General features: G+C 54.3%; 21 protein-coding genes. 12 read left to right on the top strand and 9 right to left on the bottom strand.

Annotation, left to right across the window (positions count from 1 at the left end; all coding sequences use genetic code 11):
- Positions 1–9 precede the first annotated feature (9 nt).
- The 3 genes from DA718_RS15320 to rimL all read left to right on the top strand — a co-directional run bounded on the left by DA718_RS15320 (position 10) and on the right by rimL (position 3,259).
- On the top strand, positions 10–783 hold the full coding sequence (locus DA718_RS15320) for an ABC transporter substrate-binding protein (RefSeq protein ID WP_112217414.1): 774 nt from the start codon (positions 10–12) through the stop codon (positions 781–783).
- Between the two features lie 190 nt (positions 784–973).
- On the top strand, positions 974–2,629 hold the full coding sequence (locus DA718_RS15315; protein WP_112217415.1) for a glucan biosynthesis protein D: 1,656 nt from the start codon (positions 974–976) through the stop codon (positions 2,627–2,629).
- A 63-nt stretch (positions 2,630–2,692) separates the two neighbouring features.
- The gene (gene rimL, locus DA718_RS15310; protein WP_112217416.1) at positions 2,693–3,259 is read left to right on the top strand and encodes a 50S ribosomal protein L7/L12-serine acetyltransferase; all 567 of its coding nucleotides are present in this window, start codon (positions 2,693–2,695) and stop codon (positions 3,257–3,259) included.
- Between the two features lie 266 nt (positions 3,260–3,525).
- Here rimL and ydcK read toward each other — a convergent pair whose 3' ends face one another.
- Positions 3,526–4,506, bottom strand: coding sequence for a YdcK family protein (gene ydcK / locus DA718_RS15305; protein WP_112216876.1), 981 nt, complete (start codon positions 4,504–4,506; stop codon positions 3,526–3,528).
- Between the two features lie 110 nt (positions 4,507–4,616).
- Between ydcK and tehA the strand changes: the two genes are divergently transcribed.
- The gene (gene tehA / locus DA718_RS15300) at positions 4,617–5,615 is read left to right on the top strand and encodes a dicarboxylate transporter/tellurite-resistance protein TehA (protein ID WP_112216875.1); all 999 of its coding nucleotides are present in this window, start codon (positions 4,617–4,619) and stop codon (positions 5,613–5,615) included.
- 2 nt (positions 5,616–5,617) lie between these two features.
- Positions 5,618–6,214 (top strand): tellurite resistance methyltransferase TehB, encoded by a 597-nt coding sequence (gene tehB, locus DA718_RS15295; RefSeq protein WP_112216874.1) that lies wholly within the window; start codon positions 5,618–5,620, stop codon positions 6,212–6,214.
- Here tehB and pepT read toward each other — a convergent pair.
- Positions 6,211–7,440, bottom strand: a complete 1,230-nt coding sequence (gene pepT / locus DA718_RS15290) for a peptidase T (protein WP_112216873.1) — start codon at positions 7,438–7,440, stop codon at positions 6,211–6,213. The two genes, tehB and pepT, sit on opposite strands and share 4 nt — an antisense overlap.
- 238 nt (positions 7,441–7,678) lie before the next feature.
- Between pepT and DA718_RS15285 the strand changes: the two genes are divergently transcribed.
- Positions 7,679–9,271 carry an ABC transporter substrate-binding protein gene (locus DA718_RS15285; RefSeq protein ID WP_167492772.1) on the top strand — a complete coding sequence of 531 codons (1,593 nt, stop codon included), beginning with the start codon at positions 7,679–7,681 and terminating at the stop codon, positions 9,269–9,271.
- Between the two features lie 137 nt (positions 9,272–9,408).
- Positions 9,409–10,077, top strand: a complete 669-nt coding sequence (locus tag DA718_RS15280) for a DUF3313 domain-containing protein (RefSeq protein WP_112216872.1) — start codon at positions 9,409–9,411, stop codon at positions 10,075–10,077.
- Between the two features lie 139 nt (positions 10,078–10,216).
- Here DA718_RS15280 and DA718_RS15275 read toward each other — a convergent pair whose 3' ends face one another.
- Positions 10,217–11,113: a DMT family transporter gene (locus DA718_RS15275; protein ID WP_112216871.1), complete on the bottom strand. Its 897-nt coding sequence runs from the start codon at positions 11,111–11,113 to the stop codon at positions 10,217–10,219.
- A gap of 307 nt (positions 11,114–11,420) precedes the next feature.
- Here DA718_RS15275 and DA718_RS15270 point away from each other — a divergent pair, with 307 nt between their 5' ends.
- On the top strand, positions 11,421–12,287 hold the full coding sequence (locus DA718_RS15270; protein WP_112216870.1) for a helix-turn-helix transcriptional regulator: 867 nt from the start codon (positions 11,421–11,423) through the stop codon (positions 12,285–12,287).
- Here DA718_RS15270 and DA718_RS15265 read toward each other — a convergent pair.
- Positions 12,267–13,433 carry a benzoate/H(+) symporter BenE family transporter gene (locus tag DA718_RS15265; RefSeq protein ID WP_112216869.1) on the bottom strand — a complete coding sequence of 389 codons (1,167 nt, stop codon included), beginning with the start codon at positions 13,431–13,433 and terminating at the stop codon, positions 12,267–12,269. The genes DA718_RS15270 and DA718_RS15265 overlap by 21 nt on opposite strands.
- A 158-nt stretch (positions 13,434–13,591) precedes the next feature.
- On the opposite strand from DA718_RS15265, the gene DA718_RS15260 reads away from it, so the two are divergent.
- Both DA718_RS15260 and DA718_RS15255 read left to right on the top strand, forming a co-directional pair.
- Positions 13,592–14,128: a helix-turn-helix domain-containing protein gene (locus DA718_RS15260; RefSeq protein WP_112216868.1), complete on the top strand. Its 537-nt coding sequence runs from the start codon at positions 13,592–13,594 to the stop codon at positions 14,126–14,128.
- 249 nt (positions 14,129–14,377) lie between these two features.
- Positions 14,378–16,342 carry a peptidase U32 family protein gene (locus tag DA718_RS15255; RefSeq protein WP_112216867.1) on the top strand — a complete coding sequence of 655 codons (1,965 nt, stop codon included), beginning with the start codon at positions 14,378–14,380 and terminating at the stop codon, positions 16,340–16,342.
- A 13-nt stretch (positions 16,343–16,355) separates the two neighbouring features.
- On the opposite strand, the gene DA718_RS15250 is transcribed toward DA718_RS15255, so the two are convergent.
- From DA718_RS15250 to DA718_RS15230, 5 genes are all read right to left on the bottom strand, one after another.
- Entirely contained in the window at positions 16,356–16,589 is a 234-nt protein-coding gene (locus tag DA718_RS15250; protein WP_112216866.1) for a DUF2554 family protein, read from the bottom strand.
- Between the two features lie 151 nt (positions 16,590–16,740).
- Positions 16,741–17,079, bottom strand: a complete 339-nt coding sequence (locus tag DA718_RS15245; RefSeq protein WP_112216865.1) for a hypothetical protein — start codon at positions 17,077–17,079, stop codon at positions 16,741–16,743.
- Between the two features lie 96 nt (positions 17,080–17,175).
- A complete protein-coding gene (locus tag DA718_RS15240) occupies positions 17,176–17,301 on the bottom strand; it encodes a DUF2474 domain-containing protein (RefSeq protein WP_112216864.1) in 126 nt (41 codons plus the stop codon).
- A complete protein-coding gene (gene cydB, locus DA718_RS15235; protein WP_112216863.1) occupies positions 17,301–18,311 on the bottom strand; it encodes a cytochrome d ubiquinol oxidase subunit II in 1,011 nt (336 codons plus the stop codon). Before cydB ends, DA718_RS15240 begins: the two co-directional genes overlap by 1 nt.
- Entirely contained in the window at positions 18,311–19,708 is a 1,398-nt protein-coding gene (locus DA718_RS15230; RefSeq protein WP_112216862.1) for a cytochrome ubiquinol oxidase subunit I, read from the bottom strand. Before DA718_RS15230 ends, cydB begins: the two co-directional genes overlap by 1 nt.
- Before the next feature lie 315 nt (positions 19,709–20,023).
- On the opposite strand from DA718_RS15230, the gene DA718_RS15225 reads away from it, so the two are divergent.
- A complete protein-coding gene (locus DA718_RS15225; protein ID WP_112216861.1) occupies positions 20,024–21,436 on the top strand; it encodes an aminotransferase-like domain-containing protein in 1,413 nt (470 codons plus the stop codon).
- A 677-nt stretch (positions 21,437–22,113) separates the two neighbouring features.
- Positions 22,114–23,259, top strand: coding sequence for a putative ABC transporter substrate-binding protein YdcS (gene ydcS, locus DA718_RS15220; RefSeq protein ID WP_112216860.1), 1,146 nt, complete (start codon positions 22,114–22,116; stop codon positions 23,257–23,259).

Here is a 23,259-nt window from a genome sequence, read left to right as displayed (position 1 = left end):
AGCCACCTGATGAAGATAAAAGCCTTTACCCTCGCGCTGGGGATGATTTGCACTTTTTCCTCGCTGGCGGCCAGCGAGCTGCGCTACGGCGTCGAAGCAGAATATCCACCGTTCGAAAGCCGCAACGCGGCAGGGGAACTGGTGGGATTTGATATCGAACTGGGTAATGCAATTTGCCAGGCGGCGCAGCTGAAATGCAGCTGGGTTGAAACGTCGTTTGATGCCCTGATCCCGGGGCTGGTGGCGAAGAAGTTCGATGCGATTAACTCGGCAATGAACATTACCGAGCAGCGGCGCAAGAGTATTGATTTTACGCAACCTATTTACCGTATCCCTTCGCAACTGGTAGGCAAGGCGGATAGCGGGATGCAGGCGACACCGGAAGGGCTGAAGGGGAAAACCATTGGCGTTCTGCAAGGATCGATTCAGGAAACCTTCGCCAAAGAGCACTGGGAAAAGCACGGCGTTACCGTCATCGCTTATAAAGACCAGAATATGGCGTGGGCCGATTTGCTTAACGGGCGCATTGATGCCTCTCTGGTGATGTCCGCTGCCGGGCAGGCAGGATTCCTTAGCAAACCGCAGGGCAAAGGATTTGGTTTTATCGGCAAACCGGTGGCTGACGATACTATTCTCGGCAGCGGGATTGGCTACGGCCTGCGCAAAGGGGATGAGGCGACGCAAAAACAGCTGAACGCGGCTATCGATAAAGTTCGCGCTGACGGCACCATCACGCGTCTGGCGGGTAAATACTTCCCCGGTATTGACGTCAGCGTCAAATAATCGCCATTCCCCCGAGGTCTGACCTACGGGGGAATTCGGTCTGGTCCGGTGGACATATTTTTTTCACGCTTTTTCTGCCGCCAACAATTGGATTATCAATCGTTTTTGTCTAGAGTGAGCGACATTCGCGACGCATGAGTTTGTTACGTCGCGTCTCAATTCACCTATGAATAAGGATGCTTTCTCAGGCATGAACCGCAGACGTTTTCTCAAATCTTCCATGGCTGTTGCCGCCGTATGCGGAACGTCAGGAGTCGCCTCTCTGTTCAGTAAAGCCGCGTTTGCCGAGGATTCGGGAATTGCCGATGGGCTGACGCGCCGTTTTGACTACTCCGTGCTGCAATCGATGGCGCATGACCTTGCCCGTCAACCCTGGGGCGGAGCGCCTCGCGATCTGCCGCCGACACTGGCGAACCTGACTCCGCAGGCCTACAACAGCATTCAGTATGATGCGGCACACTCCCTGTGGAGCAATATCGAAGAGCGCAAGCTGGATATTCAGTTTTTCCACGTCGGCATGGGCTTCCGCCGCCGCGTGCGCATGTTCTCGCTGGATTCGCAAAGCCAGCAGGCGCGGGAAATTCATTTCCGCCCGGAGCTGTTTAAATACAATGACGCTGGCGTCGACACCAAACAGCTGGAAGGCCAGAGCGATCTTGGTTTTGCCGGGTTCCGCGTCTTTAAAGCCCCGGAGCTGGCGCGTCGCGATATCGTCGCTTTCCTCGGTGCAAGCTACTTCCGCGCGGTGGACAGTACTTATCAGTATGGTCTTTCTGCCCGTGGACTGGCTATCGACACCTTTACCGATACGCCGGAAGAGTTCCCGGACTTCACCTCTTTCTGGTTTGAAACCGCCAAACCGGGAGCGACGGTATTTACCGTATACGCACTGCTCGACAGCCCGAGCGTCACCGGGGCCTATAAGTTTGTCGTCAACTGCCAGGAAACGCAGGTGATTATGGATGTGGAAAACCACATCTATGCGCGTAAAGACATCAAACAGCTGGGCATTGCGCCGATGACCAGTATGTTCAGCTGCGGCAACAACGAACGCCGGATGTGCGACACCATCCATCCGCAAATCCATGACTCCGATCGTTTGTCAATGTGGCTGGGCAACGGCGAGTGGATTTGTCGCCCGCTGAACAACCCGCAAAAGCTGCAATTTAACGCCTACCAGGATAAGAACCCGCGCGGTTTTGGTCTGTTGCAGCTGGATCGCGATTTCTCCCACTATCAGGACATCATGGGCTGGTACAACAAGCGCCCAAGCCTGTGGGTTGAACCGCGTAACCAGTGGGGCAAGGGCGCCGTTAGCCTGATGGAGATCCCGACGACCGGCGAAACGCTGGACAACATCGTCTGCTTCTGGCAGCCAGCGAAACCGGTAAAAGCCGGGGACGAACTGGACTTCCGCTATCGTCTCTACTGGAGTGCGCAGCCGCCGGTTCGCTCTCCGCTGGCTCGCGTCATGGCAACGCGTACCGGTATGGGCGGCTTCCCGGAAGGCTGGGCACCGGGTGAACACTATCCGGATAAATGGACTCGCCGTTTTGCTATCGATTTTGTCGGCGGCGATCTGAAAGCAGCTGCTCCGAAGGGCATTGAGCCGGTGATTACTCTCTCGAGCGGCGAAGCGAGGCAGATAGAGATCCTCTACGTTGAACCGTTTGATGGCTATCGCATCCAGTTTGACTGGTATCCGACCTCGGATTCTACCGACCCGGTGGAGATGCGTATGTTCCTGCGCTGCCAGGGGGAGGCGATAAGCGAAACCTGGCTGTATCAGTATTTCCCGCCAGCGCCGGATAAGCGCAACTACGTTGATGATCGGGTGATGAAGTAATCGCTCGTTGTCCCGCCCGCAGAGGAGATTCTGCGGGCGTTTGTCCCTCTGTAAGAGTGCGCTATGTCTGCTGAAAATACCGCCATGCCAGAACAAATCCCCGTGACCGACACCCTTTCCCTGCGTGCTGTCGATGAACGTCACGTCACTGAGTTGCACCAACTGGTGATTAAAAACCAGCACTGGCTTCAGCAATCACTGAGCTGGCCTGCTGAGGTCAGCCACGAAGATGAAACCCGTCGTCACGTGCAGGGCAACGTAATGCTGCATCAACGCGGCTACGCCAAAATGTTTTTGCTCTTTTTGCATGAAGAAATTATCGGCGTGCTGTCGTTTAACCAGATTGAACCGATTAACAAGACCGCATATATCGGCTACTGGATTGACGAAAGTCATAATGGACAGGGGCTGCTTTCTCAGGCGCTACAGGCTTTTATGGATTATTACGCTCGCAGCGGTACGGTTCGCCGGTTTGTGATCAAATGCCGGGTGGCGAACCATAAGAGCAATCAGGTAGCGTTACGCAATGGTTTTACGCTTGAAGGGTGTCTGAAGCAGGCCGAGTTCCTTAACGGTTCGTATGATGACCAGAATATCTACGGGCGCATTATTGATTGTGATGGGCAATAAACCCGAAGTTCTTCCCGGAGGCGATGCTGCGCATCTGTCCGGGCTACAACACCCACAGACCGCTCGGATCCGTACCCCGGGCAAGGCGCGTTGAGCGCCGCCCCCGGGGAGTAAAGCTTACAAAAAAATGACTATGGGCGTGTGGGTAATATGCTGGTTCTTCCCGGAGGCGATGCTGCGCATCTGTCCGGGCTACAATACCCACAGACCGCTCGGATCCGTAGCCCGGGCAAGGCGCGTTGAGCGCCGCCCCCGGGGAGTAAGGCTTACAGAAAACCGACGATTGGCGTACGGGTAATATGCTCGTCGCCGCTAATAACCTTTGCGCCACGAATATGAATGGCATCGCCAGCACTTGCCTCAACTCGTGCGCCGTCGCGAATTGCCACCTGATGTTCGATTATCACATCACCACAGATAGCTGCGTTTCCCTCTATTAATACCTCATCATCAAGCAGGATTGGCCCACCGCGCAGGTGCGCATGGCCGCCGACCATCACCCGATGCTTAAGCAGGCAGTTTCCTTCTACGATTGCATTTTCTGCGACCTGCGAGCTGTAACGCAGGGTTGGAATGGCGTCCTCTTCGCGCCCGGCGATAATCCGCGCGTTGCCATAGACTCTGGCGTTATCACAAACCCAAACATCGTTCTCGTTGTTGCCTTCCACCCGGGCATTGTCAAAAATCTCCGCTCGATGTTCGACGAACGCATATTCGACAAAGGCATCACCGTAAATTTGCGCCTGATGGACAATCCGCGATGTGCTGACTGTCGCCCGCTGATAAATACGCAAGATCTTATCATTGTCGGCGGTGAGCCCCTGAGCGGCGATAATCAAGCTGTGGGGGAGGATCCGCGCGTCGTCCGCCAGATGACAACAACCACGAATTCGGGATGACTCTATTGTGACGTTGTCACTTACTCGTGCGTAGTGGCTGATGTGTACGCTATCCAGACGGGCGTTATCGCTAATGATGACTCCGTGACCGATCACGCACTCGCCGGTCAACCGCGCGTTGCCCTCAATCCTCGAACCATCAAAAACGGCGCTATTGGCATCATAAATCCAGCACCCGCCGCTGTGGCTCAGCGCCTCTTCATCGTCCAGCCAGCCGCCTTCGTCCCCGACTTTCACGTCAGAGAAATCACGCAAGGCGACAATTTGCCGCAGATTTACGCTATGTTTGTTCCCGTCCTCTTCATAGTGAAACTGGCGAACCTTCTCACTGAGGCAATATTTGCGCATCGGACTTTCTCATTACGTATGGTTAACATAAAGATAGCAAAAAACTCCGTAGCGCGTTTTTGAAGGTTCTTTTAAAATGCAACTTAAGATAAATTGAAATATTAAACAAAATGAATAAAAACCAGAATAAGAGTCAGGTAATAAATTTACCAGCGGGTTACTTTGGCATGGTGCTGGGCATTATCGGTATGGGCTTCGCCTGGCGCTATGCCAGTACCATCTGGCCGGTGAGCCGGGCTATTGGTGACGGGCTGGTGATTCTGGCGATGGTCATTTGGGCGCTACTGGCGGTCGCGTTTATTTCGCGGGCGCTACGTTTTCCGCATAGCGTACTGCAAGAGATGCGTCACCCGGTCGCCAGCAGCTTTGTCAGCCTTTTTCCGGCGACCACCATGCTGGTCTCCATCGGCTTTGTGCCATGGCTGCGCTCGCTATCGCTGGTCCTGTTTAGTCTTGGCGTGGTGCTACAGCTCTCCTATTCAGCCTGGCAAAGCGCCGGACTATGGCGGGGACAACACCCCGGAGAGGCGACGACGCCGGGTCTCTACTTGCCGACGGTGGCGAACAACTTTATTAGCGCCATGGCCTGCGGCGCGCTGGGTTTTAACGATGCCGGGCTGGTGTTTCTTGGCGCGGGGATCTTCTCCTGGCTCAGCCTTGAACCGGTGATTTTGCAGCGTCTGCGCAGCGATGGCGAACTGCCGACCGCCATGCGTACCTCGCTGGGCATTCAACTGGCCCCGGCGCTGGTGGCGTGCAGCGCCTGGTTGAGCGTCAACGGTGGGGAAGCGGATACCTTTGCTAAGCTGCTGTTTGGCTACGGCTTGCTCCAGTTGCTGTTTATGTTGCGCCTGATGCCGTGGTATTTGCGCCAGCCGTTTAACGCGTCGTTCTGGAGTTTCTCGTTCGGTATTTCCGCTCTGGCGACGACCGGGCTGCATCTTGGCCACACTCATCCTGACGGCTTTTTCCACACACTGGCGATCCCATTATTTATTTTTACCAATCTGATCATCGGGATACTGCTGATACGAACCTTTCTGCTGCTGATGCGCGGCAAACTGCTGATTCGCGTCGAACGCGACACGTTATTAAAAAATAAGGATTAACCATGACTCTTCGTGATGAAAACTACTTTACCGATAAATACGGTATGACCCGCACCCACTCGGAAGTGGTGCATGCCGCGACGCTGATTGCGCCGGGCAAGACGCTGGATCTGGGCTGCGGTAACGGGCGCAATAGCCTTTATTTGGCGGCTAATGGCTTTGACGTTACCGCATGGGATAAAAACCCGGCCAGCATCAGCAATCTCGAAAGTGTTCGTCAGGCGGAAGGGCTGGAGAACCTGCAGGCGGCGATTAAGGACCTTAACTCGCTGAGCTTTGACGGCGAGTATGATTTTATTCTCTCCACCGTGGTGATGATGTTCCTTGAGGCAAAGACGATCCCGGGGCTTATTGATAACATGCAGCGCTGCACTAAAGTTGGTGGATACAACCTGATCGTCGCGGCGATGGATACTGAAGACTATCCGTGCACCGTTGGTTTCCCGTTTGCCTTTAAACCGCAAGAGCTGCGTAATTATTACGCGGGTTGGGAGTTCCTCAAGTACAACGAAGACGTCGGCGAACTGCATCGCACCGACGCCAACGGTAATCGCATTAAGCTGCGTTTCGCCACTATGCTGGCACGCAAACCGATTTAACGCGCGGCTAGCAGACAGAGCTGTAACGCGGTCTGATAAGAGGCCTCAAAGGCGCGCAGTGGCAGAAACTCAAATTTCGAGTGGAAGTTGTGCGCGCCGGTAAAGAAGTTTGGTGTTAATACTCCCTTTGCCGATAGCGCCGCGCCGTCGGTGCCTCCGCGCATCGGCGTCGGTTTCGGTGTGATCCCTAAGCTTTCCATCGCCTCAAACATCAGGTCGATGGCCCGGCGATCTTCGCCAATCGCATTGCTGATGTTGCTATAAGTGTCGCTGACGTGAAATTCGACGCTGCCTGTTGGATACTGCGCGGCGATTTTTTGCGCTACTTCGCCAATCTGCTGCTTGCGACGGTTAAAACTTTCAAGGTCAAAATCGCGAATGCTGGCCTGTAGCAGTGTGCTGTTTTGATCGCCCTGGATACCGTTAAACCAGACGTAGCCTTCGCGTCCGGCGGTATGCTCCGGGGTTTGCTGGCGGTCAAAATGGCTCATGTAATCGGTAGCCATTAGCAAGGGATTGACCAGCACACCTTTTGACGACATCGGGTGAGCGGTGACGCCGGTAAAGCGGATCTCTGCTGCTGCGGCGTTAAAGTTCTCATAGACGATTTCGCCCAGCTCGCAGCAGTCGATAGTCCAGGCGAAGTCGACGACAAAGCGGGAAAGATCCAGCGCTTTGGCCCCGCGCAGGCCAACTTCTTCATCCGGGACAAACGCGACAACGATATCGCCGTGGCGATGCTCCGCCGTCAGGTTTTCCAGCACCGTCATCACCACCGTCACGGCGGATTTATTATCGGCTCCGAGTACGCTGGTGCCGTCGCTGAAAATGATCTCTTCACCCGGATAAGCGGCGATTTCCGGATGTTCCGTCACTCGTAGCCAAATATCTTTATCAGCATTCAAACAGAGATCTTCACCCGTAAAGCGCAGAATCTGTGGATGAATATCCGGCGACAGGCCGACGTCGACGGTATCGATATGGGTAATAAAGCCAATCCGCGGCGCGCCGGGAACATTGCCTTTTTTAATCGCCGTGACGGTAGCGTGTTCGTCAATCACGATTTCATCCAGGCCCAGCTGTCGTAACTCATCGGCAAGCGCCTGCGCCATCGCGTGTTGTCCCGGCGTAGTGGGCAGGGTGGTCGCGTGCGGGTCGCTCTGGCTGGTGATCGCCAGATAGCGGAAGAAGCGTTGGGTTAATTGACTGGCTAGCGGAGATGACATAGTGATTCCTTCTTTATTTGTTTTTTCAGGTGTTTGCAATGAGGCTTTAGTGTTATGTATGAATGGCAAAACAACAAGCTATACCCGTCATACTTCAAGTTGCATGTGTGTTGCCAGCGCTCGCTCACCCCAGTCACTTACTTTAGTAAGCTCCTGGGGACTCCCTCTCTTGCCGCCTTCATGCAACTCGAATTATTTAGGGTATATAAATTAGCTGAAAAATTAAAAAGGAAAGCATATGCAACGCAGATTCACGACGCTTGCTCTGGCATTAGCCGCGCTGACGGCCAGCTCGGCTATTAGCGCAAAAACGCTGGTCTACTGTTCCGAAGGATCGCCGGAAAACTTCAACCCTCAGCTCTACACCTCTGGAACCAGCGTGGATGCCAGCGCGGTGCCTGTCTACAACCGGTTGGTCGATTTTAAGGCCGGGACCACCGAACTGCAGCCGAGCCTGGCCGAAAGCTGGGAGGTCAGCGAAGATGGCAAAGTTTATACTTTCCATTTACGTAAAGGCGTTAAGTTTCAGAGTAATAAATATTTTAAACCGACCCGTGATTTTAATGCCGACGATGTGATTTTCTCTTTTATGCGGCAAAAAGATCCTAAGCATCCTTATCACAATGTCTCCAGTGGTAATTATTCCAATTTTGAAAGTCTCGAGTTTGGTCAATTAATTACCAATATCGATAAGCCGGATGAATATACGGTTCGTTTTACGCTCGCCCACGCGGAAGCGCCGTTTGTTGCCGATCTTGCCTGGTATTTCGCCTCTATTTTATCGGCGGAATATGCCGATGCGATGTTAAAAGCCGGGACGCCGGAGCGGGTGGATATGGACCCGATTGGTACCGGTCCGTTTAAACTCGCCCAGTATCAAAAAGATTCGCGCATTCTTTTTACTGCTTTCCCGGAATACTGGCAGGGGAAGGCCAATATCGACAGGCTGATCTTCAGCATTACTCCGGATGCCTCAGTACGCTATGCCAAGCTTGAGAAGAATGAGTGTCAGGTGATGCCGTTCCCCAACCCGGCTGATTTGCCGAGGATGAAAGAGAACAAAGATATCAATCTGATGAGCAAAGCGGGTCTCAACACCGGCTTCCTGGCATTTAATACCCAGAAAGCGCCCCTGGATAACGTCAAAGTTCGTCAGGCCTTAGCCATGGCGATCAATAAATCGGCGATTATTGAAGCGGTATTCCATGGTACCGGTACGGCGGCGAAAAACCTGCTGCCGCCCGGTGTGTGGAGTGCGGATAGCAATCTGAAAGATTATGAATACGATCCGCAGAAGGCCAAAGCTCTACTGGATGAATCGGGGGTTGCAGGTCCGATCACTATCGACCTGTGGGCGATGCCGGTTCAGCGGCCCTATAACCCGAATGCTAAACGCATGGCCGAGATGATTCAGGCCGACTGGGCGAAAATTGGCGTGCAAACCAAAATCACCACCTATGAGTGGGGTGAATATTTAAAGCGCGTGAAGGATGGTGAGCATCAGGCGGCGCTGATGGGTTGGACGACGGCTACCGGCGATCCGGATAACTTCTTCGGCCCGCTATTCACATGCCAGTCGGCTAACGGTGGTTCTAACTCGGCGAAATGGTGCTATCAACCATTTGATAAACTGATTACCGAAGCTAAATCGATAACCGATCGCCCAAAACGCGAAGCTCTCTATCTCCAGGCGCAACAGATGATGCACGACCAGATGCCGGCGGTGATGATTGCCCATTCGACTATTTTTGAACCCGTACGTAAAAATGTTACTGGTTACGAAATCGATCCCTTTGGTAAGCATATTTTTTACCAGGTGGATATAAAATAAATAAAGAATGAGGGCCCGCTGGCAACGGCGGGTTTATTTTATTCAGGTACTTGACGTATCACCATTTTTGCCACAAAACTTACCCCTGTATTTTGTTATAACACATGCCGAACGATTGCATTCACAGGGATTAACCTATGCGTACTCAGTTATTTTTTAAGGTCGCCGCGCTTGCCGGCCTGCTAGCGTTAGCCGGTTGCTCATCAAAACTCGCTAAACCTGAACAATATTCGGGTTTTTTAAAAGATTACTCAAGCTTAAAAGAAACCACCTCCGCTTCCGGTAAACCGGAGCTGCGCTGGATTTCTCCGGATTATAATCCGAGCAATTACGATAACGTTGTTTATAACCCGATCACTTATTACCCGGTACCAAAACCGACGACGCAGGTTGGCGAAAAGGCATTGGCTGATATCTTAAATTACACCAACAAAGAGATGAAACAGGCTATTTCCGAGCGTAAGCCGCTGGCAACCACCGCAGGTAAACGTAGCTTGATCTTCCGTGGTGCCATCACCGGCGTGGATTCCAGCAAAGAAGGCCTGCAGTTCTATGAAGTGATTCCGGTAGCGATGGTTATCGCGGGCACCCAGGCAGCAACAGGTCACCGTACCATGGATACTAACCTGTACTTTGAAGGTGAGCTGATCGATGCGGCGACCAACAAGCCGGTCATTAAAGTCGTGCGTAAGGGGGAGGGGAAAACGTTATCCAACGAAAGTACGCCGCTGACCGTTGATACGCTGAAGCAGGTCATTGACGATATGGCGATTGATGCGGTGAAGTTCGACCCAAGTAATCGCTAAGTCAGTTTTATCAATGAAGAAGGGCGCTATGAGTTGATAGCGCCTTTTTTATTGGTAGTCAGACATACGCATCGGGTTCAGGTTTTGTCGGTCAGGTAAGGCGTTAGCCGCCACCTGACATAAACTGACCCGATAAAACCTATGCCAGTTTGCGGCGCAGAAACCACTGCTCAGGACGAGCAAACATCACCAGATTCCCTACCAGAATCAACGCCAATCCAGCCACGGCGTTGCTGTGCCAGATATACCCTTCATAAAACGTCGAAATTGTTAACGCAACCAGCGGGAACAGCAAAGTACTGTAAGCGGCTTTGCTCGCGCCAATTCTGCCGACCAGAGTGAAATAGGCACCGAAAGCAATCACCGAGCCAAACAGGGCCAGATACAGCAGTGCTCCCATATAGCTGAACGTCCACTGCGGCGTGAAATCATCCCCGCGTATCAGAGCAATGGCGCCCATCACCAGCGTACCGTAAAGCATGGCCCAACTGTTGGTGGTTAATGTTTCCAGACCGCGGCGCTGGTGGCGGATGCTGAGCATATTACCCAGAGAAAAGCCGTAGGTTCCCAGCGCACTGAGTGCGATGCCCAATAAGAGCGACGCATTCAGGCCGTTGGCCCATAAATCATCCCAGAACAGCGTAACGATACCCGCCAGGCCCAGCGCGGCGGCCAGCCAGAAACGTCCCGGTGGCTGCTGGCGGAAAAAGAGAAAGCTGTTAATGGCGTTAAACAGCACCGCCATGGAGAATATCACCGACTCAAGGCCGGTATTGATATACGCGGCGGCAGTATAGAAACACCAGAAGTTAAAGCAGAATACGCAGCAGCCCTGCAGCAGGCAGAAGAGATGGTCGCGTGCGGCCAGCGGGCGCAGACGGCGGGCGATCAGCAGAACGGTCAGCATCGTGACGCTGGCCAACGCAAAGCGCCAGAAAATGGACACCGGCGCGGCGACCGGTCCCTGCTGCAAAAAAATAGCAATCCACGTCGTGCCCCAGATAACGACGACTAATCCGTAGAGTAATGCGTTCAAAATGTCTCTCCCGTGAGTGTTGTACCGATCATTCTGACGCCTGAGGCTACGCCGCGCTGTCATCAACTTGTTACCGACTTGCAAATTCTTGCGCTTATTTTTAGTTGCCGGTGAGTGAAGGCTGGTATCTGCCCGTGACTCTTCATAGACTATACCCGTCATACTTCAAGTTGCTTGTGCGTTGGCTACGCTCGTTCGACCGAATCACTTACTTGAGTAAGCTCATCGGGACTTTCTCACTTGCCGCCTGCCTGCAACTCGAATTATTTAGGGTATAGAGACCTGTGAAATCGGGAATGTGAAGGTTATGGCTTACGGAACTTTCGAAACATTGCGTCAAAAAAATGCCGTGCTGCGGGAGACGGTGAAGCTCAACTCCGGTATTCAGCTGGCGGCGTGGTATAACAATCTTGATACCATCACCGTTCAAAGCGACCACCATACGCTGAGCCTGTATATTGCCGATGGTTACGAAAGTTACCAAAAAACACCGCATGGTTGGAAAAATGGCGGTGGACCGGATCGTTTCTGCCTGATGCCGAAAGGAGATGAGAGCACCTGGGATATTCGTGGTGACCTTTCATTTGTCCATATGTACTGCACGGACGCGCATTTGCGCCGGGTTGGCGAGCAGATTTGGGACCGCAGCCCGGCCTCATTCACCTTGCAGGAAAAAACCTTCTCCAGCGATGACAAGATAACGGCCGTCTATCGCCAGTTTCTGCTGGATAACGACTGGCAGCAGCAGGCTAATCAGCTCATGCTGAGTTCGGCCAGCACGCTGCTTCTCACGCACTTGATCCAGAATTACTCTAACGTTCAGTGGCGTTTACCCACCGTGACAGGCGGGCTTGCGCCACACGTCTTGCGCAATCTGCTGGAATGGATTGAGGAGAATCTGGACCAGCCGTTAACCCTCGCTGATTTGGCTCTGGAAGCGGCATTGAGCGAATATCACTTCGCGCGAATGTTTCGCCAATCGATGAAGATGGCGCCGCATCAGTACGTGATGCAGCGTCGTATGATCAAAGCGCAGGCGCTGATTTACCATAGTCAGTTGCCGTTAACCGATATTGCCATGGCCTGCGGTTTTAGCTCCGCCAGCCATTTTAGCAACCGGGTTAAAAGCGCCACCGGCCTGACGCCATCACAGCTACGCGCGGCGCAGCGTTGATAGCAGAACATAGCTGACGCCACCAAGCACCAGTCCCCAAAAAGCAGATCCAATACCTACCAGCGTTACGCCGCTGGCGGTGACCAGGAAAGTTACCACCGCCGCATCGCGTTCATTTTCATGGTTTAGTGCCTGAAACAGGCTGCCACCAATGGTACCGAGCAGCGCCAGTCCCGCAAGCATCTGGATCCATGCTATCGGCAACGCCGCCATCAGGGAGGTAATGGAGCCGCCAAATATCCCCGCCAGCAGATAAAAAATGCCTGCCGCCGCCGCTGCAAGCCAGCGTTTTTGCGGTTCCGGATGGGCTTCCGGGCTCTGGCAAATGGCGGCGGTAATCGCCGCGATACAGATGGAATACACGCCAAAAGGTGACAGCAGCAGCGCCAGGCCGCCGGTTGCCACGATCAGTGGTGAAGCGGGGACCCGATAACCTGAAGCCTGAAGCGTGGCGAAGCCGGGGGCGTTTTGTGACGCCATGGTGACGAGGAAAAAAGGCAAACCGACGCTAAGCAGCAGCGCAGGGGTAAACACCGGAGCAATATAAGAAGGGGCGACAAAACTAAAACTAATTTGTGACGTTGTCACGTTTCCGCTTAACCCGGCAACGACACCGCCCGCCAGCAGAGCGGCTACCACGGCAAATCGCGGAAACCAGGTTTTGCACAGCAACCAGGCGGCCAGCATGCTGCCGCATAACAGCAGATTTCCTTGCAGACTGGCGAAAGCCTGCATGCCAAAGCGCAGCAAAATCCCGGCCAGCATTGCCGCCGCCAGCGAATGGGGAATGATCTTCATCAAACGGGCAAAGAGGCCGGTGACGCCGCAAAGTACGATTAAGGCATTGGCAAAAATAAAGACGCCAACCGCCTGCGCCAGCGTGACTCCTTGCAAGCCGCTGACCAGTAGCGCTGCGCCGGGAGTTGACCAGGCCGTAAGAATAGGAACCTTTTGCCACAAGGTTAACGCCAGGGTACTGACGCCCATTCCCAGACCTAATGCGGTCATCCAGCCAGCGATTTGCGTGGCATCGGCTCCCGCGGCAGCGGCGGCCTGCCAGATGATGGCGGCGGAGCTGGCGTAGCCGACTAATACGGCGACAAATCCGGCAAGCAGCGTCGGAAAGGGTACGGTAAATGTGCGCATGAGTATCTCTTGTGCGTTATAGCGGTCGATTTAATTTAACACTGTGCGCTATAGCGTACAACTGGCTTTCTGTTGGCTCGGGTTTGGGAAGGTAAACCGATACCTGTAGAATCAGGTGAATATGCGTATAATTCCCTCAGATATTATTGGGAGGTGGAATGAATATTGCGCAACATCTGTCGGCGACCCTAAAAGCGTTGCGCCAACAGCGCGGCTGGAGCCTGTCGCGACTAGCGGAAGAAACCGGCGTATCCAAAGCGATGCTGGGCCAGATTGAACGTAACGAGTCCAGCCCGACGGTCGCCACATTGTGGAAGATTGCCACCGGCCTGAACGTGCCGTTCTCCGCGTTTATCGTGGCCGATGATACCGCCGCACCGGCCGCATTTGACCCGCAGCAGCAGGCGATGGTGGTGACGCCAATATTTCCCTGGGACCCGGTGCTACGATTTGACCATTTCTCCATTACCCTGGCCCCCGGCGCGCTGAGTGAGTCTACGCCGCATGAGCAAGGGGTTATCGAGCATGTGGTGGTGATTAGCGGCGTGCTGGATCTCTGTTTGCAAGGCGAGTGGTTGTCGTTGCAGCCCTGCGAGGGGCGGCGTTTCGCCGGTGACTTAGCCCATGCTTATCGCAATAGTAGCGCGCAGACTGCCCATTTCCATTCGCTGATCCACTACCCGAAAGAAAAATAAAAAAACCGCGAGCGAACTCGCGGCCAGGCAAATGACCGAGACAACAAATCACAACGTGACGAGGAAAATCCGGAATACGTGATGACTGTATCCTTAGCCTATTTCTCAGGGAAATACCTTTTTCTTCAATGCTTTGCTGAAAACTGAAAATTCCCACCGATGCGGCGGCGGAAAATGTTTTGGTCTGTGTGCAGTTCTGACTACAATAGCCGCCATTTCGACCCCCCTATAATGGATAACGACGAGCGTATGCGCCTGCAAAACCATCATCTTGAACTTCTCAGTCCTGCCCGCGATACCGCGATCGCTCGTGAAGCGATTTTACACGGTGCCGACGCGGTCTATATCGGTGGACCGGGCTTTGGCGCGCGCCACAACGCCAGCAATAGCCTGAGCGATATCGCCAGCCTGGTGCCTTTTGCCCATCGCTACGGCGCGAAAATATTCGTGACGTTGAACACCATTCTTCATGATGATGAGCTGGAACCGGCGCAGCGCCTGATTACCGACCTGTACGAGACTGGCGTCGACGCGCTGATAGTTCAGGATATGGGGGTGATGGAACTCGATATTCCGCCGATTGAACTGCACGCCAGTACCCAGTGTGATATCCGTAGCGTCGAGAAAGCAAAGTTTCTCTCCGACGTCGGTTTTAGCCAGATTGTTCTCGCTCGTGAGCTGAATCTTCAGCAGATTAAGACCATTTACGATAACACCGATGCGACCATTGAATTCTTTATTCACGGCGCGCTGTGCGTGGCTTATTCCGGCCAGTGCAATATCTCCCATGCCCAGACCGGCCGCAGCGCTAACCGCGGCGACTGCTCGCAGGCCTGCCGCCTGCCTTATACCCTGAAAGACGATCAGGGCCGCGTTGTGGCCTATGAAAAGCATCTGTTGTCGATGAAAGATAACGACCAGACTGCCAACCTGGCGGCACTGATCGATGCGGGCGTGCGCTCCTTCAAGATTGAAGGTCGCTACAAAGATATGAGCTACGTGAAGAATATCACCGCGCATTATCGCCAGATGCTGGACGCGATTATTGAAGATCGAGGCGATCTGGCGCGCGCTTCCGCCGGTCGCACCGAACACTTCTTTGTTCCTTCAACCGATAAAACCTTCCATCGCGGCAGTACCGACTATTTTGTTAATGCGCGTAAAGACGATATCGGCGCGTTTGACTCCCCGAAGTTTATCGGCCTGCCGGTGGGCGAAGTGCTGAAAGTGGGGAAGGATTTTCTTGATGTTGATGTGACCGAGGCGCTGACTAACGGCGATGGTCTGAACGTGATGATCAAACGTGAAATCGTCGGTTTTCGCGCCAATACGGTAGAAAAAACCGGCGAAAACCGCTATCGCGTATGGCCGAATGAAATGCCCGCCGACATGTACAAAGTGCGCCCGCACCAGCCGTTGAATCGCAACCTCGATCATAACTGGCAGCAGGCGTTGCTGAAAACCTCCAGTGAACGTCGAATCGCGGTGGATATTGAACTGAGCGGCTGGCAGGAACAACTAGTCTTAACCATGACCAGCGAAGAGGGCGTGAGCGTTACTCATACTCTGGACGGCGAGTTTTCTGAAGCAACTCAGGTCGAGAAAGCGCTGGCGAACATGCGCGACGGCGTGGCAAAGCTAGGCCAGACGATTTATTACTCGCGCGCTGTGCAGGTTAATTTGCCGGGAGCGCTGTTTGTGCCAAACAGTCTGCTTAATCAACTGCGTCGTGAAACGGTAGAAATGCTGGATGACGCGCGCCTGAAAGCCGTGGTCCGCGGCAGCCGTAAGCCGGTCTGCGTGCCGCCGCCGGTCTATCCAGAAACGCACCTGTCGTTTCTGGCGAACGTCTACAACCACAAAGCCCGCGAGTTTTATCAGCGCTATGGCGTACAGTTGATTGACGCCGCCTATGAAGCGCATGAAGAGAAGGGCGATGTGCCGGTGATGATCACCAAGCACTGCCTGCGCTTTGCCTTCAACCTGTGCCCGAAACAGGCCAAAGGTTCGATTAAGAGCTGGAAAGCGACGCCGATGCAGCTGATCCATGGTGATGAAGTGCTGACGCTGAAGTTCGATTGCCGTCCGTGTGAAATGCACGTCATTGGCAAGATGAAAAACCATATCCTGAAAATGCCGCTGCCGGGCAGTATCGTTGCGTCCGTTAGCCCGGACGATCTGCTGAAAACCCTACCAAAACGCAAGGGCGTCTGATAACGGTCAATTGCTACTGGTGGAAATGCATTTTGGGTTTTCGCGCATTCTGCCAGTGGTGATGCTCGCGCAGCTCGGATGCGGCTTCTTCCGTCTGGCTGCGCAGCTCATCGCTATCGGCTTCGCGTTGCAATTGCCGTTCGAGACTCTGAACCGGGAAGAAATCGTGTCCTTGCTTACGGGCCAGTACGTGCCCGGAAAACAGGGCGCACACCAGCAGTAACGTCGAAACGCATCTCCTGAACATATCTTTTTCCGTATTAGCGGCGAGTGTGGCTACTATGCCTGGGTTTTGTTGAGCTTATTTCTGCGGTTATCAAAGAAGGGAAAAGCCTTTGTCAGTACAGCCTGACGGATGGCGAAAAAAGCCCGACAGGGTTGCTATCGGGCAGGGAAACTTATTGGTTTTTCGGCGGTAACGGCTTGCCGTCCTGATTACCGTCTTTGTGCTCACCTTTTGGCGGCTGCTTGCCGTCATTGTGGTTGCTTTTTGGCTGGTGTTTACCGTCTTTTGGCGGCTGTTTACCATCCTGACGATCGCCTTTCGGTGGCTGTTTACCGTCATGCTGCTCGCCTTTTGGCGGTTGCTTGCCGTTGTGCTGCGGCGCTTTGTTATCGTGGCCGTGGTTACTCTGCTGAGCAGACGCTTTTTCCGGCGGCGGCGGGTTATCTGCAGCAAAAGCGAACGATGACAGCCCAAGCGACATCACAGCAGACAGTAAAAGAACCTTTTTCATAACAACATCCTTTATTTTTATATGCTCAAATATTTCAACAGAGAAAAGTGAAGACAAAATGGAGATGCCGTGTATCAGATTATTCTCTCCGCTCGGCTAAACTTTCAGTCCGGCGGCCGTCATCAGTAGTCTGAACCCCATGCTCACCGCCGCCAGCGCCAGCACGCTGCCTCCCCACAGGGCGACCATCCATAACGTCCGTTTAAGCCATAATCGTCGCATCAATGATACCCCTCACCATGTTGAACTTTGCCGCGAAAAACGTAGTAACTCCAGAAGGTATAGCCGAGGATCACGGGGAGTATCAGCAGTGCCCCGACCAGCATAAAGCCCTGGCTTTGTGGCGGAGCGGCGGCCTGCCAAAGGGTGATACCCGGTGGAATAATATGCGGCCAGATACTGATCCCCAGACCGCTAAAGCCAAGGAATATCAGCCCCAGCGTCAGGACAAAAGGCAGCAGGTGACTCGTACTGTTGCCCAGTGATCGCCACAGCCAGCTGCTTATCGCCGCGACCAGCAACGGCACCGGCAGCAAGAAGAAAAGGTTGGGCAAGCTAAACCAACGTTCGGCAATAGCTGACTTTGCCAGCGGGGTCCAGATGCTGATGGCGACAATCACTATCAGTAGCGCCAGTAGCAATCCGCGCGCGGTTACGCGCATATTTCTGTGCAGCGCATTATCGCTTTTCATCACCAGCCAACTAGCACCCAGCAGCGCATAGGCAATACACAGACCCAGGCCACAAAACAGGGTAAACGGCGTGAGCCAGTCAAACATTCCGCCACTGAAGCTGCGGCCGCTGACGGCGAAGCCGTTGATCACCGCGCCAACCACCATGCCCTGCGTGAAGGTTGCCAGAATTGAACCTCCCATAAAGGCCCTATCCCAGAACGGACGGTGTGATGGCGTCGCGTTAAAACGGAATTCAAAGGCGACGCCGCGAAAAATAAGGCCGATCAGCATCAGGGTGAGCGGGATCGCCAGCGCGTCAATAATTACCGCGTAGGCCAGCGGGAAAGCGCCAAACAGGCCCGCGCCGCCGAGCACCAGCCAGGTTTCATTGTCATCCCATACCGGCGCGACGCTATTTACCATCACGTCGCGGTCTGCAGCATCCCGTGTGGTGCTGAATAAAATGCCAATGCCCAGGTCGAAGCCGTCCATCACGATATACATCAGGGTGGCGAAGACGATAATGACAAACCAGATAACCGATAAATCGATACCCATTAGTGGGACTCCTTCTGCTGAAAACCTTCTGCCGCGGCGGAAAGCGGTCGCGCTGGCGTACCTGATGCGGGCGGCTGCGCTTCCTGAGGCCCTTTACGAATCAGGCGCAGCATGTAGCTATAGCCGACGCCAAATACCGAGCTGTAAACCGCAATAAAGGTCAGCAGGCTGATGGACATATGCAGGTCGCCGTGAGCGGAAACGGCATCGGCGGTGCGCTGTACGCCGTAAACTACCCACGGCTGGCGGCCCACCTCGGTGGTGACCCAGCCTGCGAGAATGGCGATAAGCCCGGACGGCCCCATCCACAGCGCAAAGCGCAGAAACGGCCTGGAGTGATACAGGCGACCGCGATAGCGCAGCCACAGTGCCAGCGCGCCGAGCAGGATCATCAGCATGCCTAGCCCGGCCATCAGGCGGAATGACCAGAAGACGATGGTGGAGTTAGGCCTGTCTTCCGGGGCGAACTCTTTGAGCGCGGGCACCTGTTTGTCCAGACTGTGAGTGAGGATCAGGCTGCCGAGAGCCGGAATTTCCAGACCGTAGCGAGTGCGTTCCTGCTGCATATCCGGCCAGCCGAAGAGCAATAGCGGGGTCGGCTCTCCAGGAATATTCTCCCAGTGTCCCTCAATAGCGGCAATTTTCGCGGGCTGGTGCTTAAGCGTATTCAGTCCGTGCATATCACCAATCATTGCCTGAATGGGGGCGACGATTAGCGTCATCCACAGCGCCATAGAGAACATCGCGCGAACGGCGGGGGTATTGTTGCCGCGCAGCAGGTGCCATGCCGCCGATGCGCCGACAAACAGCGCGCTGCTGAGAAAGGCCGCTACCGACATATGCAGCAGGCGGTAAGGGAACGACGGATTAAAAATCACGGCGAACCAGTCCACCGGCACCACCTGCCCATTGACGATTTCAAAACCCTGCGGCGTTTGCATCCAGCTATTGGAGGCGAGGATCCAGAAGGTGGAGATAATCGTCCCCAGCGCCACCATGCAGGTGGCGAAGAAGTGCAGGCCGGGCCCGACACGGTTCCAGCCGAACAGCATCACGCCGAGGAATCCGGCCTCAAGGAAGAAGGCGGTCAGCACTTCATAGGTCAGCAGCGGGCCGGTTATGCTCCCGGCGAACTCGGAGAACCCGCTCCAGTTGGTGCCGAACTGGTAGGCCATCACCAGGCCGGAGACCACGCCCATCCCGAAGTTAACGGCGAAGATTTTCGACCAGAAGTGGTAAAGCGAGCGCCAGGTTGGATTCCTGGTTTTTAACCATAACCCCTCCAGCACCGCGAGGTAGCTGGCTAATCCAATGGTGATGGCGGGGAAGATAATATGAAATGACACGGTGAAGGCGAACTGGATCCGCGCCAGGTGGAATGCATCAAGACCGAACATGCAGAACTCCGCAACAAAATTGATTCAGCGCAATTCTAGGCCTCGTTCTGAACTGGTTGCAGGAACAGAAACGCTGTTTTTCCCTATAACAGTTAGGTTCTGTTATGAAATTTTGGCAAAACGCAGGATGGATATTTCCCGGATCGCCGGGCTACGGATCTACCTCCATCTGCGGATTGGTAGCCCGGACAGGCGCGTTAAGCGCCGCCTCCGGGAATGTGTTGTTTCACTACACACCATAACAGTTTTTATAAACTGCCATTATTTTTCATCTGATATATCATTGGTTACAAGAATGATAAACCGGACCCGACGATGAAAAAGTACCAGCAGCTGGCGCAGCAGCTTACCGAACAGATTGCGCTTGGCGTATGGCTACCTGGCGACAGGCTGCCGTCGCTGCGCGAACAGGTGGTGAGCAGCGGGATGAGCTTTATGACCGTCAGCCACGCCTATCAGCTGCTGGAAAGCCAGGGACGGATTATCGCTCGCCCACAGTCCGGCTATTATGTTGCGCCGCAGCCGATCAAACAACGTCAGCCGGAGCCGCCCGCACAGGTAACGCGCGATGAAGCGGTGGATATCAACACCTATATTTTTGATGTGCTACAGGCCAGCAGACGAGCATCGATGCTGCCTTTTGCCTCGGCCTTTCCCGACCCGCGGCTGTTCCCCTTGCCGCAGCTTAACCGCTCGTTGGCGCAGGTGAGCAAAACCGCCACTGCCATGAGCGTGATTGAAAACCTGCCGCCGGGTAACGATGAACTGCGTCACGCCATTGCTCGCCGCTATGCGCTGCAGGGAATGAATATCTCTCCGGACGAAATCGTGATTACCGCCGGGGCGCTGGAGGCGTTGAATCTCAGCCTGCAGGCGGTGACGGAACCGGGTGATTGGGTGGTGGTGGAAAATCCCTGTTTCTACGGCGCGCTTCAGGCACTGGAGCGGCTGCGCCTGAAGGCACTGTCGGTGGCGACCGATGTGAAAGAGGGGATTGATCTTGCCGCGCTGGAGCAGGCGTTGCAGAACTATCCGGTCAAGGCCTGTTGGCTGATGACCAACGGTCAGAACCCGCTTGGCTTCACGCTCAGCGCGGAGAAAAAAGCGCAGTTGGTCGCTTTGTTGGCGCGCTATAACGTGGTACTGATTGAAGATGATGTTTACAGCGAACTCTATTTTGGCCGCGAGAAGCCGCTGCCGGCGAAGTACTGGGATCGTGATGACATGACGCTGCATTGCAGCTCATTTTCTAAGTGTCTGGTACCCGGGTTTCGCATCGGTTGGGTGGCTGCGGGCAAACACGCCCGGCGTATTCAGCAATTGCAGCTAATGAGCACACTCTCCACCAGTTCGCCGATGCAGCTGGCATTGGTGGATTATCTCTCGACCAAACGCTACGACGCGCATCTGCGGCGTTTACGCCGCCAGCTTGCCGAGCGCAAACAGCTGGCCTGGCAGGCGCTGCTTCGCCATCTTCCCGCCGAGGTCAAAATCCACCACAGCGATAGCGGCTATTTTCTCTGGCTTGAGCTGCCCGCCGGGGCCGACGCGGGTGAACTCAGCGCGCGTGCGCTGGCGTATAACATCAGCATCGCCCCGGGAAAAATGTTTTCCACCACCGCCAGCTGGACCTCATTTTTCCGCTTTAATACCGCATGGGGCTGGGGCGAAAAAGAGGAGCAGGGGGTGAAACGGCTGGGGGAGCTGATCCGCGAGATGTTGAAGTAGCTTGAGGCGGATAACAAACCTGTTTTAGCCATGGTTCTCGTATTTCTGCCGAGTGGCGGCTAGCGCCTTACACGGCCTACAAAACCTCTATATTTCGGTAGGCCCGTGCAAGCGAAGCGCCGCCGGGCAATTCCAGAGGTTCGCACTTGGTTAGTCGTCTGGAGTAACTGAAGTCACTTTTGTTTATTTCCAGTCGACTATCCCGGCCCGTAAAATAAGCCGGGCATTATGCTGGTTATTATTTTACCGCGACTAACCATAGGAAATTCGCATAATCGTATTACCCCGCTAACTCCTTGTCTATAATCCACAAAGTTATCTCATGTTAATTAATTGTTGCGTAATGCGCCCTTTGTCACAACCTGAATAAATTTCCCCGGGGGCCTAAGCGCGCCGTCTACTGTTATTAAGAGCCTATCCCATTAAGGCTATTTTACTTGCCATTTTGAACCTGGGCAGTGCTCGACAAAATACGAAAGTATTTTGAACGCCCTTCAGGGCGACCCGGAGGGCGAGCGTAGCGAGTCAATCCTCACGTACTACGTGTACGTTCCGGGATCGAAGCGCTGTCCGCGTTCAAACTGCCTGCGACAATAACGCCTAATGGGATAGGCTCTAAAGGAGATATTTTTACGGCACGGCTGCCGCTAATTTTCTTGTGACAGGAGTAAGACCCGATGAGCAAAAAAATTGCCCGTGGCAGCCTTTGTGTGCTGGGTATGGCCTTCCTGACGGCGCAGGCCGCCGAGCCGCCGACGTCTCTGGATAAAGGAGAAGGGCGTCTCGATATTATTGCCTGGCCGGGATATATCGAACGCGGCCAGACAGATAAAAGTTACGACTGGGTTACCCAGTTCGAAAAAGAGTCCGGCTGCCAGGTGAATGTGAAAACCGCCGCCACCTCCGATGAGATGGTCAGCCTGATGGCCAAAGGCGGTTACGATCTGGTGACCGCTTCCGGCGATGCGTCCCTGCGCCTGATTATGGGTAAGCGCGTACAGCCGATTAACACTGCGCTGATTGCCAACTGGAAGACCCTCGACCCGCGAGTGGAAAAAGGCGCGTGGTTTAACGTCGGCGGGAAGGTATACGGCACTCCGTACCAGTGGGGGCCCAATCTGCTGATGTATAACACCAAAACCTTCCCGACACCGCCGGATAGTTGGGGCGTGGTATTTGTGAAACAAAACCTTCCGGATGGCAAAACCAACCAGGGTCGCGTGCAGGCTTACGATGGTCCGATTTATATTGCCGACGCCGCGCTGTTCGTCAAAGCGACCCAGCCGCAATTGGGGATTGATGACCCCTATCAGCTTACCGAAGCTCAATATCAGGCGGTGCTGAAAGTCCTGCGCGATCAGCACGGGCTGATTCACCGTTACTGGCACGACACTACCGTACAAATGAGCGACTTTAAAAACGAAGGCGTGGTGGCTTCCAGCGCCTGGCCTTACCAGGCCAACGGACTGAAGGCAGAAGGCCAGCCGATTGCCACGGTATTCCCGAAAGAGGGCGTCACCGGCTGGGCGGATACCACCATGCTGCATAGCGACGCCAAACATCCGGTTTGTGCCTACAAATGGATGAACTGGTCGTTGACGCCGAAAGTTCAGGGCGACGTCGCTGCGTGGTTTGGTTCGCTGCCGGTCGTCCCGCAGGGCTGTAAAGCCAGTCCGTTGCTCGGGGAAAAAGGCTGCGAGACCAATGGCTACAATGAGTTTGCCAAAATTGCGTTCTGGAAAACACCTGTCGCTGAAGGCGGAAAATTCGTTCCTTACAGCCGCTGGACCCAGGATTTCATCGCGATTATGGGCGGTCGTTAA

It is taken from the genome of Klebsiella huaxiensis (genome assembly GCF_003261575.2).
GTDB lineage: Bacteria > Pseudomonadota > Gammaproteobacteria > Enterobacterales > Enterobacteriaceae > Klebsiella > Klebsiella huaxiensis.
Note: the sequence above shows the minus strand (reverse complement) of the source record. Positions and strands in the feature narration are given on the sequence as shown.